The following is a 14,259-nucleotide window of genomic DNA, read 5'->3' as shown; positions in this document are numbered from 1 at the left end:
AGGGACACCGGCTTATACGCCACCGCCGCGTCCTGCGGTGGTGCGTGAAGCCGAACCGCGTCGCACCGAGGTGGTGACTTTTCAGCCCGCAGCGGCACCGGCTTATACGCCACCGCCGCGTCCTGCGGTGGTGCGTGAAGCCGAACCCCGTCACGCCGAGGTGGTGACCTTCCAGCCTGCGGCGGCAACGGTATCTACGCCATCGGCGCGGCCCGTGTCGTCACGCAGCGAGTCGCTGTCGTTTACCAAGGTGGATGCCGGCAGCGTGGCGAAGCCGATGCCGCGTGCGCCTTCGACGGTGAACGTGGCGCCTTCGCGCAGCGGCGAGCTGCCGGGGGTTTCGGCCTTGGCCACCCTGGGTGTATCCGAATCGGTAGCGATGCGGCAGGTCACTGCCGTGGGCCCGTCTGAATTCGAGCTGCGCGAGATTCTGTATCGGGCCGTGCGCGCCGCTGCCGAGCGCAGTCCCAAGGTGCAGGCCGCGGTGGCCGAGCAGTATGCCGCCGACGCCGACATCGATGAAGCCAAGGGCCAGCGTTGGCCCCAGGTCGACCTGAGCACCACTGCCGGTTCCAAGAAATTCGGCGGCTCGTCGGATAACGAAAGCTCGAGCAGCACCGGGATCAACCTGAGTATCGTCACCCCTGTGTATGACTGGGGACGTATCCAGAGCACCATCGAGAGCCGTCGGCACCTGTCGGCGGCGGCGGCGTCGGCCATTGAGGCCGAGCTGGAAAACTCGGCCTTCGACGTGACCAACCGTATTGTCGAACTGGGCAAGCAGCGCCTGATCGTCGACCTCAGCCAGCAGTACGTCGACCGCATGAATGAGCTGGTCAAGATGCTGGCCGGTATCGTCGCTGTGGACAAAGGCCGCGCCAGTGAATTGACCCAGGCCAAGTCCCGCATGTTGCAGGCCCAGGCGGCACGCGATGCGGCCGAGACGAAAGCCAAGGATGCCGAGATCAACCTGCGCAAACTGGTCGGCGACCGGCCGATCGCGATTCCGCGCACCCCGCAGTGGAACATTCGCCTGGCCAACCTCGATGCCTTGTTGGGCAAGGTGGATAACCATCCCTCGCTCAATCAAGCGCGGGAGCAGACCGAGTCTGCCGAATTGCAGGCCAAGGTGGTGCGTGCATCGTCCTTGCCGCAGTTGAACTGGGTGATCAACAAGTCCACGGCCGATGATGCCCTGGGCCGTGAACAGCCGTGGGAAACCCATTTGTCGTTGTCCTGGGGCGCCTTCCGGGGCGGCTCCACCCGCGCCTCGGAACGCGCGGCCTTGCAGCGCGCTGAAGCCGGTCGACAGACGGCCGAGCAACAGCGTCTGGACCTGGAATACGGCATTCGCACCGCCAACCATGAGGCCAAGACCTTTCTGGAGCGTGCCGAGTTGTACCGCAGCCTGACGAACGAGTCGGACGGTATTCGCGTGGCGTTTTACGAGCAGTGGTACCACCTGGGTAAACGCACCCTGCTGGACGTGTTGTCGGCCGAGTCCGATCACTATGGCAACCGGGTCAGCGAAGTCAGCAACCGGTTCGACGGTTACCAGGCGATTTTGCGCCAGTACGCCGGTGCCGGCACGCTGGGCGCCTGGTTGCGTGGAGAGGCACGATGAGCCTGGCCAAAAAAGGACGTTCTGTGGGGGCCTCGTTCAGCCCGGCCCAGAGGTTTCAGCAGTGCGCCCAGGCGTTCCAGGCGGCGATGGCGCGCAATGACTACGGTGCCGGGCTCGGCGCGGCCGAAGGTGCGTTGAAGATCGTGCCGCAGCACATGGGCGTATTGTCGGATTATGCGTTGTGCCTGATGCGGCTCAATCATTTCAGCCAGGCACACGCGGTGTACCTGCGGATCTTCAATGCGCCGCCCGCCTTGCAGGCCCAGGCCAGCGCGACGTGGCTGGATGGGTTAGCCGAGGTCTGCGGCCACCTGGGCCTGCGCGACGATGTACACGCCTACGGCAAGCTTTCGCTGGAGCGTGCCGACGCGCGCCATGGCCATGCCGTCGAACCCGGGCCGCGCGCGGCTGCACCGGCAGCCTTTCAGCCGGGCACCCCGGAACGCAACATCATTGCCTACACCTTGTTCGGTGACAGCCCGCGTTACTGCGAGTCGGCCATCGCCAATGTGCAGGTGGCCCGGGAGTTGTTTCCCGCGTGGCGTTGCCGCGTGTACCTGGATGACAGCGTGCCGGCCGTGATCCGGCAACGCCTGCTGGACGCCGGTGCACAGGTGATCGACATGAGCGGTTCGGCGCGCGACGGTGTGCATCCTTTGATGTGGCGTTTTCTGGTGGTGGATGACCCAGAGGTAGACCGTTACCTGATCCGCGATGCCGACTCGTTGCTGTCCGAGCGTGAGCAAGCGGCGATTGACCAGTGGTTGGCGAGCCCGTACTGGTTTCACCACATTCGCGATTCTTTCACCCACACCGAGCTGATTCTGGCGGGGCTTTGGGGTGGTTGCCGAGGCGGCTTGCCTGCTTTGAAACCGTTGATGCAGCGCTGGTTGGCGCAACAGTCTGACGTGACACGCTTTGCCGACCAGATTTTCCTGCGCGAGCAGGTGTGGCCGATGCTGCGCCAAAGCGTGTTGAACCATGATGATTGGTTCGATTTTCATGGCGCCCAGCCGCTCCCTGCCCACGCGCCGATCCGCTGGCAGACCGAGCGTTTTCATGTGGGCAGCAATGCGAGCTTCAAGGCGATCCGTGGGCACAGCACCAAAGCCTGCGGTGAGCGCCAGGGCTGGCGTGTACTGGATCAGGCCGGCCAGGAAGTGTGCCGCTATCACTCGAGAGTGCAAGGCAAGTACTGGTCGGCGGACTTGCCGTTTTTTGTCGCGGCGCCCCTTGGCGCCGGGCAGTGGCGGGTGGAACTGACGGACTAGCCGCCAGCCCCTGGGTTACGCGATCTCGGCCAACAACTGTTGTTCCAGGGTTTGCATCACCGCCATGACGCGTTCCACTTGCGGCTGGTAAGCCCCGGGCGGATCTTGTTCGAGCAGGTCTTCCAACTGCGTGCAGGCCTCGACCAGTTGCCTGGCGCCGGCCATGAAGGCGCCGCCTTTGACTTTGTGGGTCAGCGTGCCGATTTTCCGGGTGTCGTTGGTACTCAACAGGGCCTTGAAGCTGGCGCGGTCTTCGTAGCTGGCACTGATGAATTTCTCGACCAGGGGCTTGTACGCCTCAGGCGCCAGGAATTTTAGCTTCTGTAATTCCCCGCCACTCGCGCTGGCCGCACCGGCGCGCCGGGCCGCTTCGGCAGAGACGGCGCCGATGTGCTGGGCCAGGGCCTCGATGCCGGTCGGTTTGAACAGGCACTGGGTCATGCCCGCATCCAGGCAGTCCTGGATGACTTGCGACTGGGCATGGGCCGTCAGGCCAAAGATGGGGTGCGGGCTCATGGCTCGGTCCTGCTCCAGGCTGCGCATCTGGCGGGTCAGTTCATAGCCATCCATCAGCGGCATATTGCAGTCGGTGATGGTCAGGTCGAAGGGCGGGTCGGCCTGTTTCCATTCGGCCAGGGCGGTTTCGCCATCGTCGCAAGGCACCACGCGGTGCCCCAGGAACTCCAGTTGCTGGCACAGCAACAAGCGATTGGGCGCGTGGTCCTCGACCACCAGGATATTCAGGCGGTGGTTCGTTGTGCCGGGCGCTTGTGCCGGTTGTGAGGCGGGCGCCAGTTGGGTGCGCTCGGCAGCGAACTCCAGCTGGAAGCAGGAGCCTTGGCCGAGTGTGCTGGTGACGCTGAGGCGCGCGTCCAGCAACGCCGCCAGGCGTGTGCAAATGCTCAGGCCCAAACCGGTGCCGCGCGCGCTGCGGGTGCCGGCTCCCACCTGCACGAACGGTTCGAAGATGGCTTTTTTCGCGGCCTCGCTCAAGCCCACGCCCGAGTCGCGTACCTCGATCAGATAGCGGCAAAACCCTGTTGTGGCGTCATCCGGCAATTGCTTGAGCGACAGCGTCACCGACCCTTGTTCAGTAAACTTGATCGCGTTGCTGATCAGGTTGGCGATGATCTGGTTGAGCATCAACGAATCGATGATCACCAGCGGGTCATGGGCGTCGACCCGCAGGTCGAAGCTCAGGTGTTTGTTCTGTGCGTTGACCTCGAACAGGGTGTGCACCGACTCAAGCAGTTCGATCAAGTGAGTGGGCGATGCAAGGGGTGCATCGCGCCGGCTTCGATTTTCGACAGGTCGAGGATGTCGCCGATCAGTGACAGCAACGACTGCGCGGAGAGGTGCGCCACCCGCAGGTTTTCGTCCAGCTGTTCCGGGGTGCCACCGCGTACCCGCAGCATCTCGATCAGCCCGATCAGCGCACTGATGGGCGTGCGGATTTCATGGCTCATGCTCGCCAGGAAGGTCGATTTGGATTCGTTGGCATCATCGGCGGCTTCCTTGGCCAGCAGCAACTGCTCCATCAATTGCTCACGCTCGCTGATGTCGAGCCAGCCACCGATCACCCCGGAAAACTCGCCGGCAGCGTTCTGGAAGGGCAGCGTCCAGTGGTAAATCTGGCGCTGCTGGCCGTCGATCTCGATGTCCAGGTCGGCGAAGGTCGGTTCCTGGCTCTTCTCGCTCTGCGCATAGATCTGTTGGTACTGGGCACTGAGCGCTGGCGAAATGACCCCGGTTTCACTCAAGGTCTTGCCGATGACGTCCTCCTGGGTCGTGTGCAGAAACTCCAGGTAAGCCAGGTTGCACTGGGCCAGGCGCCCCGACCTGTCGCGCACGTACAGCGCGATAGGGGAGCCGTCGATCAAGGTCTTGCTGAACGCCAATTGGTCGCTGAGGGCGCGTTCGGCACTGCGCCGTTTGCGGATCTGGATCTGCAGGTAGTAGTTCCACACCAGGAACGCCAGGACAAAGGCCACGGCCGCGCCAATGATGGGGTAGAGGTCATCCTTGTAGGCGTTCCACGAACTGGAAACGGCCGGGGCGGCGTGGTTGCGCCAGCGGTCACTCAAGGTCTTGAGCTCTTCGGGGGGAATGCCCAGGAGCACCTTGTTGATGATGCTCTTGAGCTGCGGGTCGTCATCACCGACCGCCATGGCGATACGGGCGGGGTATTCGCCGATCACGGCACTGATCTGCAAGGCATCCTGGAAATGCTGCTTGATGAAGTAATCGACGCCGATCTGGATATGCACCGCCGCGTCGACGTCGCCCTTGGAGAGCATTTCGATGCCGCGCACGGCATTGGGAACCGGTACCTGGATGATCTGTGGGTAGTGTTGCGTCAGCCAGTTGGCCAGCGGGTTACCGGTGGGAATGCTCAGGCGTTTGCCGTTGAGTGCGTCGAGGGTGTCCAGCGTGGTGCCCGAGCGTCGGGTCACCAGCACGAACGGGTTGATGAGGTAAGGCCGGGTGAATTGTTCGGGCTTGAGCCGCGCCTCGCCAATGCTGAGGGCGGCGATCAGGTCGGCCTGATTGTCCTGCAGCTGCTTGAGCATGGTGGGAATGCTGTTGCTGCGCACGATCTCCAGTTTCAGGCCGGTACGTTGGCTGACGATTTTCAGCAAGTCTGCGCTGAGGCCCTGGAACTCATCATGGTCATCAAAGAACGTCAGGGGCGCATAGGCGCCGGCCACCAGAATCCGGATGCTCTTGTGGTTGGCCAACCAGGCCGTCTCGGCGGCATCCAGCTCCAGCGGGGGCTGGTCCACGACAAAGTTGTTGCTCAAGCCCCAGCGTGTGGTGATGCGCATCATGTCCAGGGGCGGGATGGCGTCGAGGGTGGTGTTGATCGCCTTCAACAACTGCGGTTGCCGGTCGCTGATCGCGAAATTGATATCGGCCGAGACGCGGGGGAGGGCGTCGCCGGAGATATACACATCGTTGTTGTAGAGCAGGCGAATCATGAACTCCGCCGTAATCGCATCCATCCACATGGCGTCCGCCTGGTTGTACACCAGTGAGGTGAGGCCGATCAGGTGGTTGGAATACTGGATCAACCGGGCTTTGGGGTACTGTGCTTGCAGGGCCGCGCCGACGTTGTCGTCCCCCACATAGGCCAGGCGCTGGCCTTCCAGGTCGGTGGTCGGCGGCAAAGTTTCACCGATGCGCCGGGCGATGACCTTGCGATTAAGCAAGTAGGGGCGCGATTGTGTCAGGGCGCCTTCCTGGCCTTGGGTGACGTCATGCAGGGCCAGCAGGTCCACTTCGCCTCGGGCCAGCGCTTCCCGTGCTTCTTTGGGGCTGGGGTAGCGCCAGATCTTCAAGCGCAGCCCGGTGGCTGCACGGATGGCGCCCAGGTAGTCCGCCGCCACGCCTTCGAACTGGCTTTGGTCGAAGCCCATGTGCAGCGGCGGTAGCGCGCCGTTCCAGATCGCCACATTGATTTGGGGGCCGGTGGCCAGCCAGGCGCGGGTCTGGGTATCGAATTCGACGTGAGGAATGTTGGTGGGGGCGTTGACCAGCAACGTTACCGGCTCACGGGTCAGCGCCAGGGCGCTGGTAGCCATCAGCAAGACCAGGGTGCCCGATAACCAGGCGAACAAACGTTTAAAGTTCTTCAAGGTGTCAGGTCCAATAGGCAGCATTGACGATCCAGTCCGCTCGGAAGCGCGCCTCGGAAGAGGTTAGCGTCCGTAGTACATTTCATTCTATTTTGTACGAATTATTACCCGTCAAGATAGCTTCGTCGCCGCATCCGTGCCCTGTACAAGACCTCCCTGTGAACCATTTTTTCCAGCGGCAAATGCTTGCTGCTGCTTCATCGCGTACCGCTGTCGAATGAAAAATGAAGAGCGCTGTATTGGCGCGAAATCGACGAACTTCACACAGCGCCCGCTCGACTGGTGTTTTTAAAAAAATACTTTAAATACAAGGCGTTAGTTAGCATTTTTCGAGTTTTTAGATCGATCGTTCAGAAACGCAATTCCCTGGTTTTTTTTCTCACAGACTTAGGATAGTGTGTATTTGCAATGGCGAATGACCTGTCAGGCAATTCGCGTAATTTCGTATGTATCAGGAGGGCTTTACGATGAGATGGTCGGTAGTTTCACCGCTCAAGGTGGCTCTCCTGGATGACCATGCGTTGATACGTGACGCACTGACGGTTCGTTTGTCCTCCGAGTCCGACATCAAAGTCGTCGGTGTGTATTCCCAAGGCAACCAGCTTCTGCAGGCCCTGCGTGAAGAGGCCATTGACCTGCTGATCCTCGATTACCAATTGAGTGAGGGTGAACTCGACGGCTTGCGCCTGATTCAACTGTTGCGCGGCCATCACCCTGACTTGCGCATCCTGGTGCTTTCGTCCATGGAACGGCCGGCGACGGTCAACATGGCCATACGCGCGGGTGCCAACGGTTTCTTCGGCAAGTCACAGAACCCTGAGCACCTGGTGCGTGCGATACGCACCGTGGCACTGGACCGTTTGTACCTTTCGCCGGCCATGGCATCAGAGTTGGATTCAACCCCTGAAACGCCTGCTGCTTCGGGTGAGGAAGGCGATTCGGGCCCTGAACAACTGGTCAACTACCCTGCGTTGTCGCCCAAGGAACGTGAAGTGCTGCGTTGCTGCCTTGAGGGGATGTCCGTCTCGCAAATCGCGGTCAAGTTCCTGCGCAGCCGCAAGACGATCAGTGGTCAGAAACAGGCCGCACTGCGCAAACTGAATGTGCGCACCGATACGGAACTGTTCAAATTACACCTGCACCTCAAGGACATTTGAAGCCGCCCGCTCGCCCGGTGGTTATTTCTCCGCGTAGAAAATATGCCGGCCGATACGCATTTTTTTCTGAAAGGATCGACTCCAATAGGGTTTGATGCTTGAAGCATGGAAGTGTGTGGCGCCGTCAGTGGGGTCCTTGTGTTCCCCGTTAAGCACTTGTGCCGCGAGGGTCTTGGCCTTGCGCCAGGCCTTTTCTTCCATCGGTTGGCGCTGGGCATTGGAGTGCGTCCAGGAAAACTGCCGTTCCCGGTATACCTCCCTGCAAATGTTTTCGGTTTGCCAGCCGGCGCGGTTCATGGTGACGGACGCTACCGCGATTTGGCCGTATTCGGGCTCTCCACGGGCCTCGTGGTAAATATTTAATGCTAAACACAAGAGTGTGTTGGCCGTGTTCATCGGTAGACCTCTATTGCAATCCAACCTCCTTGAACTTGATATAAACAGTGTGCGAGCGTGCACGCATATCTCTTACAGGTGGATAGTGCTGATGTTGAAGTTGATAATGGAATGTGTGTTGAATAAAACGCTGGTGCGGGTGTTAGTGTTTCAGGACAGTCCATTGCGCTTGGCTATTTCATACAGTTCAACGGTGGTATTGGCGTTCAACTTTAAGGACAGCCTGGCTTTGTAAGTGCTGATGGTCTTACTGCTCAAGCACATGCTCTCGGCAATGGATTTTTGTGTTTGCCCCCAGGACAGCCTCTGCAGAATGTTCAGTTCTCGAAGGGACAGTGAACTCAATAGTTTTTCATCCCTTTGAGTGTCATATTCCTGATCAGTGGTGGCTGCCCCCTTATTCGGGAAATAGTTGTATCCCGTCTCGATTGTGCGGATAGAGTCGATCAGCCGGGACGCCTCTTCATGCTTGTAGACCAGGCCGTGTGCACCCTCTGCCATACAGCGCTCGGTAATGGTGCTGGATACCAGGCTCGTGAATACCACTATCTTTGTGGGAAGACTTTGCAGTGCCAACTGCCTGATCAAGTGCAAACCATCCAATTCAGGCTGTGCGACATCCAGCAGTAAAAAGCCAGGGCGCAGTGACGTGCAAAGTTTCAATACGGCGTGCGCAGAGTTGGCTTCGCCGACAACGTTATAACCGCTATCGTTAAGCGTTTTTCGAAGACCCAAGCGGATGATCGGATGATTGTCGGCGATGACGGTTCTGTTATTCACTGCGTGGCTCGTGCATGAATTGAGTTGCGGCAATTCTTACCGTTACTTACGAGATTGGCAATTTATCAGGGGTTTTTTGAGACAAGTCTTAAATTTAATTTTCCTGTATGAGTTGAGGGGCATGGGGTTTAAATGTTTATAAACGTTGAGAGGTTTCTGTTATGTCGTAGAGCGGGTGTGTTTTGCACAAGAGCGCTATTGAGCCCCGTCAAGGTCTGCGGTTGATCCTGCGCGGCCGTCCGCTCCGGTCTCTGTAACGCACCTTCAGGCTTTTGAATCCACTCGATATTCTGTAGCCTTGCGCAGCTTCACCCGTGCTTGATGAACACAATCACTTCGTCCGGCGGCGCCCGAAGGGCTCCAGAGCCGGTGGTACACTCGACTTTCGCGCAACTGCGCCTGCAGGTCTTGCGAACATGACGCACATTTCCGAACGCCTTCTGGTTCAAGCCCACCTCGATGCCAAGCAGCCCAAGGCCCTGAGCATCGAAGAAGAGGCGAGCCTGCGCGCCGCCATCGCTGCCGAGCTCAAGGCTCAAGACGCGGTGCTGGTCGCCCACTTCTATTGCGACCCGGTGATTCAGGCCTTGGCCGAAGAAACCGGGGGCTGTGTCTCCGACTCCCTCGAAATGGCACGCTTTGGCGCTGCCCACCCGGCCAAGACCGTTTTGGTGGCCGGCGTGCGTTTCATGGGGGAGACCGCCAAGATCCTCACCCCCGAAAAACGCATCCTCATGCCCACCCTGGAGGCCACGTGCTCCCTGGACCTTGGCTGCCCGGTGGATGAGTTTTCGGCGTTCTGCGACCAGCATCCCGAGCGCACCGTAGTGGTGTACGCCAACACCTCGGCGGCGGTCAAAGCCCGTGCCGATTGGGTGGTGACCTCCAGCTGCGCACTGGAAATCGTCGAGAGCCTGATGGACAACGGTGAGACGATCATCTGGGGCCCGGACAAGCACCTGGGCACCTACATCCAGCGCCAGACCGGTGCCGATATGCTGCTGTGGGACGGCGCGTGCATCGTCCACGAAGAGTTCAAGTCCAAGCAACTGGAGGACATGAAGGCCCTGTACCCGGACGCTGCGATTCTGGTGCACCCGGAGTCGCCGACCTCGGTGATCGAGCTGGCGGACGCGGTCGGCTCCACCAGCCAGCTGATTGCTGCGGCGCAGCGCTTGCCGAACAAGACCTTCATCGTGGCCACTGACCGCGGCATCTTCTACAAGATGCAGCAGCTGTGCCCGGACAAGGTCTTCGTCGAAGCGCCTACCGCCGGCAACGGCGCCGCTTGCCGTAGTTGTGCACACTGCCCGTGGATGGCGATGAACACGCTGGAGCGCACGTTGCAGTGCCTGCGCGAGGGCAGTAACGAGATCTTCGTGGAGCCTTCGGTGATCCCGCACGCGGTGCGCCCGCTCAAGCGCATGCTCGACTTCACCCAGGCTGCCCGACTGAAACTCGCCGGCAACGCCTGATCCAGAGCGGGCACAATTAAAAATGTGGGAGCGGGCTTGCTCGCGAATGCGGTGCATCAGTCAATGAATGTATCGACTGACACAGCGCCTTCGCGAGCAAGCCCGCTCCCACATTTGGATTTTCGCCAGCCTGGATTACTTCTTCTGCTTGGGAATGTGCACCAGCTGCGTGTCCGAGTAGATGTCATGCCAGCTGCGCTTGCGCTTATCAAACAGCGACCAGAAAAACCCCAGCCCCACGCACAGCCACGACGCAATCGCCACCACAAAGCGCAGCAGCGCTTGCCACAGGCTGATGCGCGAACCGTCGGCGTTCTGTACGCGCACGCCCCACACCTGCATGCCCAGGGTTTGGCCCGAATGGGTCCAGAACTTGGCAAAGAAACCAAACAGCACAAAGAACAGGATCGTCGACAGCAATGGGTCGCCGTCCAGTGCCCCGGACTCGGTCAGCGTACGCATCTTGGCCTCGCCGATAAACGCCATCCACACCAGCTTGTAGAGGAATGCGGTGACAATCAGCAGGGCGGTGCACAGCAGGAAGTCATAGAACATGGCCGCCAGACGCCGGCCAAGGCCAACGGCGGGGAACGCGCCCTGGGGATTGAGCAGGGGTTTGGACATGGCAGGGCTCTCTGAATAAAAAGCCATTCTACGAACAAACGCGCATAAAAAAGCCCCTGATGTCACCATCAGGGGCTTTTTGTCGCAGGAAGGATCAGCCTTCTGCTTGTACTTCGTCAGCCTGCATGCCTTTCTGGCCCTGCACGGCGATGAAGGTCACTTTCTGGCCTTCTTTCAGGCTCTTGAAGCCGTTGCCCTGAATAGCGCGGAAATGGACGAACAGATCCGGACCGCTTTCTGGAGTGATAAAACCAAACCCTTTCTCGTCGTTAAACCACTTGACGGTACCGCTCTGACGTTCAGCCATTTTCTTCTTTCCTTTGACGCTAAAAATTAATGACAGCCCCTTTCGCATGAAAGAGTACTGGGCTGAGTTGCAGGAAAGTAAGAGACATCGAACGGGTTGTAGCACAACTACTTCAGCTACTGCCCAGGTCCAGGTTCAAAGCGACCCATGCAAACACAGTGAGCAAACTCTACGCCAACTAAAGGAGAAAAAACAAGCCCTGCCCAAAGCCCAGGTTTTGCTTGGCTTTGTGACAGTTTGGTCAACAATGTGGATCCCACTTATTCGATAGAGTTGATCACTTGTTATAGGTTATTCCCAAGTGCATTGACTATCGTCAATGCACTGTTTTATGGCGGTTGCGTTACAGTTTAGTGCACGTTAACGCAACCGCGTTACTTATAGAAACAGTCACTCAGCCACGGTAGTAACGTTGCGGCACAAATGGCATTTTACTTACACGTAGTGGCACCTTTTTCCCACGTACCAACGCAGACACTTCGGTGTCCAGTGCGATGAACGCGCTGTCCAGGTAACCCATGGCCAGCGGGCCGCCCAGCGTCGGGCCAAAACCGCCGCTGCACACGGTGCCGATCACGGTGCCGTGTTCATCGACGATTTCTGCGCCTTCACGCACCGGGGTGCGTTCTTGAGGCAGCAGGCCCACACGCTTGCGGCTCACACCGGCTTGTTGCTGGGTGAAGATCCGGTCGGCGCCCGGGAACCCGCCAGCGCGCGCGCCATCGGTACGGCGGGCCTTGGAGATCGCCCACAACAGGCTGGCTTCGATTGGCGTGGTGTCGGTGTTCATGTCGTGGCCATACAGGCACAGGCCGGCTTCCAGGCGCAGGGAGTCGCGGGCGCCCAGGCCGATGGCCTGTACTTCGGTCTCGGCCAGCAGGCTGCGGGCCAGGCTCTCGGCGTTGGCGGCGGGCACCGAGATTTCAAAACCGTCTTCACCGGTGTAGCCCGAACGGCTGACGTAGCAGTCCACGCCCAGCAGGCGCAGGGAGGCGAATTGCATGAAGGTCATCTTGGTGACTTCCGGCGCCAGGCGCGCCAGCACTTTCACCGCTGCGGGGCCTTGCAGGGCCAGCAGTGCACGCTCTTCAAACAGCGGCTCGATGCTGCACTGGTCGCCGATGTGCTTGCGCAGGTGGGCCAGGTCCTGCTCTTTGCAGGCGGCGTTGACCACCAGGAACAACTCGTCGTTGCCCAGGTTGGCCACCATCAGGTCGTCGAGGATGCCGCCCTGTTCGTTGGTGAACATCGCGTAGCGCTGCATGCCCACCGGCAGGTCGATGATGTCGACCGGCACCAGGGTTTCCAGGGCCTTGGCGGCATTCGCGCCGGTGAGGCGGATCTGGCCCATGTGAGACACGTCGAACAGCCCGGCCTGATCACGGGTGTGCAGGTGTTCCTTCATCACGCCCAACGGGTATTGCACCGGCATGTCGTAGCCGGCGAAGGGCACCATGCGCGCGCCCAGTTCGATGTGGAGTGCGTGCAACGGGGTTTTCAACAGGGTTTCGGTGGACATATTCAGCTCCTGAAAAACGTGCTGGCGCGCCTTGGGGCGTCAGCACTCGATAATGTTGACCGCCAAACCGCCACGGGCGGTTTCCTTGTATTTGCTTTTCATGTCGGCGCCGGTCTGGCGCATGGTGCGGATGACTTTGTCGAGGGACACAAAATGCTGTCCGTCCCCGCGCAACGCCATGCGCACCGCATTGATGGCTTTCACTGAACCCATGGCATTGCGCTCGATGCAGGGCACCTGCACCAGCCCGCCAATCGGATCGCACGTGAGGCCGAGGTTGTGTTCCATGCCGATCTCAGCGGCGTTTTCCACCTGGGAAACCGTGCCGCCCAGGACTTCACACAGCGCACCGGCCGCCATGGAACAGGCCACGCCCACTTCACCCTGGCAGCCGACTTCGGCGCCGGAGATCGAGGCGTTCTCCTTGTACAAAATGCCGATGGCGGCAGCGGTGAGCAGAAAGCGCACCACACCGTCTTCGTTCGCGCCCGGGATAAAGCGCATGTAGTAATGCAGCACCGCTGGCACGATCCCGGCCGCACCATTGGTGGGCGCGGTGACCACGCGCCCGCCGTTGGCGTTTTCTTCGTTGACGGCCAGGGCGTAGAGGTTGACCCAGTCCAGCACCGACAACGGATCACGCAGTGATGACTCCGGGTTCTTGCACAGCTGGCGATGCAACGCCGCTGCACGCCGCTTGACCTTCAAGCCGCCCGGCAAGATCCCTTCATTGCGACAGCCCGCGTCCACACAGTCCTGCATCACTTGCCAGATCTTGAGCAAGCCGGCGCGGGTTTCCGCTTCCGGGCGCCACGCACTTTCGTTGGTCAACATGACCTGGCTGATGGACAGCCCGTAAGTGGTGCAATGGTTGAGCAAGTCTTTGCCGTGCTTGAACGGAAAGGTCAGGGGCGTGGCGTCTTCGACAATGCGGTCGGCGCCGGCGGCGTCCTCATCCACCACAAAACCCCCACCCACCGAGTAATACTCGCGGCTGCGGATCTGGATATTGGCGGCGTCGAAGGCGCGGAAAATCATGCCGTTGGGATGGTAGGCGAGGGGTTTGCGAATCATCGCCAGGTGTTCTTTCTCGTTGAACGCAATGCTGTGTTCACCGAGTAAATTGAGGCGGCCGTCCTTGCGCATCTGCGCCAGGCGAGCGGCGACGGTTTCGGTATTCACGGTGTCCGGGTGTTCGCCTTCCAGGCCCAGCAACACGGCCTTGTCGCTGCCGTGGCCTTTACCGGTGGCGCCCAGCGAGCCATAGAGTTCCACCTTGACGCAGGCGGCGGCGCTCAACAGGTTGTCGCGCTTGAGGCCCTCGACAAATCGAGCGGCGGCGCGCATCGGGCCGACGGTGTGGGAACTGGAGGGGCCGATGCCAATCTTGAACAGGTCGAACACGCTTAAAGACATGAGTTGTTCTCCGGTTTCTTATTATTGGGCGAAAATCTTGTGGTTGATCTCGGTC

Annotated in this window: 12 protein-coding genes; 4 read left to right on the top strand and 8 right to left on the bottom strand. The window is 60.0% G+C overall.

What is annotated here, in order from left to right:
- Together HX803_RS28345 and HX803_RS28340 are read left to right on the top strand one after the other, a co-directional pair.
- The coding region (locus tag HX803_RS28345; RefSeq protein WP_256732958.1) for a TolC family protein at window positions 1–1,624 on the top strand (1,624 nt) is incomplete at its 5' end.
- Entirely contained in the window at window positions 1,621–2,895 is a 1,275-nt protein-coding gene (locus HX803_RS28340; protein WP_178925355.1) for a tetratricopeptide repeat protein, read from the top strand. The genes HX803_RS28345 and HX803_RS28340, both read left to right, overlap by 4 nt.
- Before the next feature lie 15 nt (window positions 2,896–2,910).
- Here the strand turns inward: HX803_RS28340 and HX803_RS28335 are convergent, their stop codons facing one another.
- Entirely contained in the window at window positions 2,911–4,155 is a 1,245-nt protein-coding gene (locus HX803_RS28335; protein ID WP_178925353.1) for an ATP-binding protein, read from the bottom strand.
- Window positions 4,152–6,530: a transporter substrate-binding domain-containing protein gene (locus HX803_RS28330; RefSeq protein WP_178925351.1), complete on the bottom strand. Its 2,379-nt coding sequence runs from the start codon at window positions 6,528–6,530 to the stop codon at window positions 4,152–4,154. The genes HX803_RS28335 and HX803_RS28330 overlap by 4 nt, the downstream gene beginning before the upstream one ends.
- 467 nt (window positions 6,531–6,997) lie before the next feature.
- Here HX803_RS28330 and HX803_RS28325 point away from each other — a divergent pair, with 467 nt between their 5' ends.
- Window positions 6,998–7,687 (top strand): response regulator transcription factor, encoded by a 690-nt coding sequence (locus tag HX803_RS28325; protein WP_178925349.1) that lies wholly within the window; start codon window positions 6,998–7,000, stop codon window positions 7,685–7,687.
- Between the two features lie 21 nt (window positions 7,688–7,708).
- Here HX803_RS28325 and HX803_RS28320 read toward each other — a convergent pair whose 3' ends face one another.
- Together HX803_RS28320 and HX803_RS28315 are read right to left on the bottom strand one after the other, a co-directional pair.
- Window positions 7,709–8,083: a cell wall hydrolase gene (locus HX803_RS28320; protein WP_178925347.1), complete on the bottom strand. Its 375-nt coding sequence runs from the start codon at window positions 8,081–8,083 to the stop codon at window positions 7,709–7,711.
- A gap of 150 nt (window positions 8,084–8,233) precedes the next feature.
- Entirely contained in the window at window positions 8,234–8,863 is a 630-nt protein-coding gene (locus HX803_RS28315) for a response regulator transcription factor (protein WP_178925346.1), read from the bottom strand.
- A 416-nt stretch (window positions 8,864–9,279) separates the two neighbouring features.
- Between HX803_RS28315 and nadA the strand changes: the two genes are divergently transcribed.
- Window positions 9,280–10,338: a quinolinate synthase NadA gene (gene nadA / locus HX803_RS28310; RefSeq protein WP_178925344.1), complete on the top strand. Its 1,059-nt coding sequence runs from the start codon at window positions 9,280–9,282 to the stop codon at window positions 10,336–10,338.
- Between the two features lie 135 nt (window positions 10,339–10,473).
- Here the strand turns inward: nadA and HX803_RS28305 are convergent, their stop codons facing one another.
- The 4 genes from HX803_RS28305 to HX803_RS28290 form a co-directional block, all read right to left on the bottom strand.
- A complete protein-coding gene (locus HX803_RS28305) occupies window positions 10,474–10,962 on the bottom strand; it encodes an RDD family protein (protein WP_178925342.1) in 489 nt (162 codons plus the stop codon).
- 94 nt (window positions 10,963–11,056) lie between these two features.
- Complete coding sequence (locus tag HX803_RS28300; protein ID WP_003316897.1) at window positions 11,057–11,269, bottom strand: cold-shock protein; 213 nt, start codon at window positions 11,267–11,269, stop codon at window positions 11,057–11,059.
- A 394-nt stretch (window positions 11,270–11,663) separates the two neighbouring features.
- Window positions 11,664–12,788 carry a glycine cleavage system aminomethyltransferase GcvT gene (gene gcvT, locus HX803_RS28295; protein ID WP_178925340.1) on the bottom strand — a complete coding sequence of 375 codons (1,125 nt, stop codon included), beginning with the start codon at window positions 12,786–12,788 and terminating at the stop codon, window positions 11,664–11,666.
- A 39-nt stretch (window positions 12,789–12,827) separates the two neighbouring features.
- Window positions 12,828–14,204, bottom strand: coding sequence for an L-serine ammonia-lyase (locus HX803_RS28290; protein WP_178925338.1), 1,377 nt, complete (start codon window positions 14,202–14,204; stop codon window positions 12,828–12,830).
- Window positions 14,205–14,259: the final 55 nt, after the last annotated feature.

It is taken from the genome of Pseudomonas sp. P7548, assembly GCF_013386585.1.
Lineage (GTDB): Bacteria > Pseudomonadota > Gammaproteobacteria > Pseudomonadales > Pseudomonadaceae > Aquipseudomonas.
Note: the sequence above shows the minus strand (reverse complement) of the source record. Positions and strands in the feature narration are given on the sequence as shown.

What these genes read in the sequence shown, in the direction of transcription:
- HX803_RS28320 (WP_178925347.1), bottom strand. Translation starts at nt 8,083, where the DNA reads ATGAACACGGCCAACACACTCTTGTGTTTAGCATTAAATATTTACCAC.
- HX803_RS28340 (WP_178925355.1), top strand. Translation starts at nt 1,621, where the DNA reads ATGAGCCTGGCCAAAAAAGGACGTTCTGTGGGGGCCTCGTTCAGCCCG.
- HX803_RS28300 (WP_003316897.1), bottom strand. Translation starts at nt 11,269, where the DNA reads ATGGCTGAACGTCAGAGCGGTACCGTCAAGTGGTTTAACGACGAGAAA.
- HX803_RS28325 (WP_178925349.1), top strand. Translation starts at nt 6,998, where the DNA reads ATGAGATGGTCGGTAGTTTCACCGCTCAAGGTGGCTCTCCTGGATGAC.
- HX803_RS28290 (WP_178925338.1), bottom strand. Translation starts at nt 14,204, where the DNA reads ATGTCTTTAAGCGTGTTCGACCTGTTCAAGATTGGCATCGGCCCCTCC.
- nadA (WP_178925344.1), top strand. Translation starts at nt 9,280, where the DNA reads ATGACGCACATTTCCGAACGCCTTCTGGTTCAAGCCCACCTCGATGCC.
- gcvT (WP_178925340.1), bottom strand. Translation starts at nt 12,788, where the DNA reads ATGTCCACCGAAACCCTGTTGAAAACCCCGTTGCACGCACTCCACATC.
- HX803_RS28305 (WP_178925342.1), bottom strand. Translation starts at nt 10,962, where the DNA reads ATGTCCAAACCCCTGCTCAATCCCCAGGGCGCGTTCCCCGCCGTTGGC.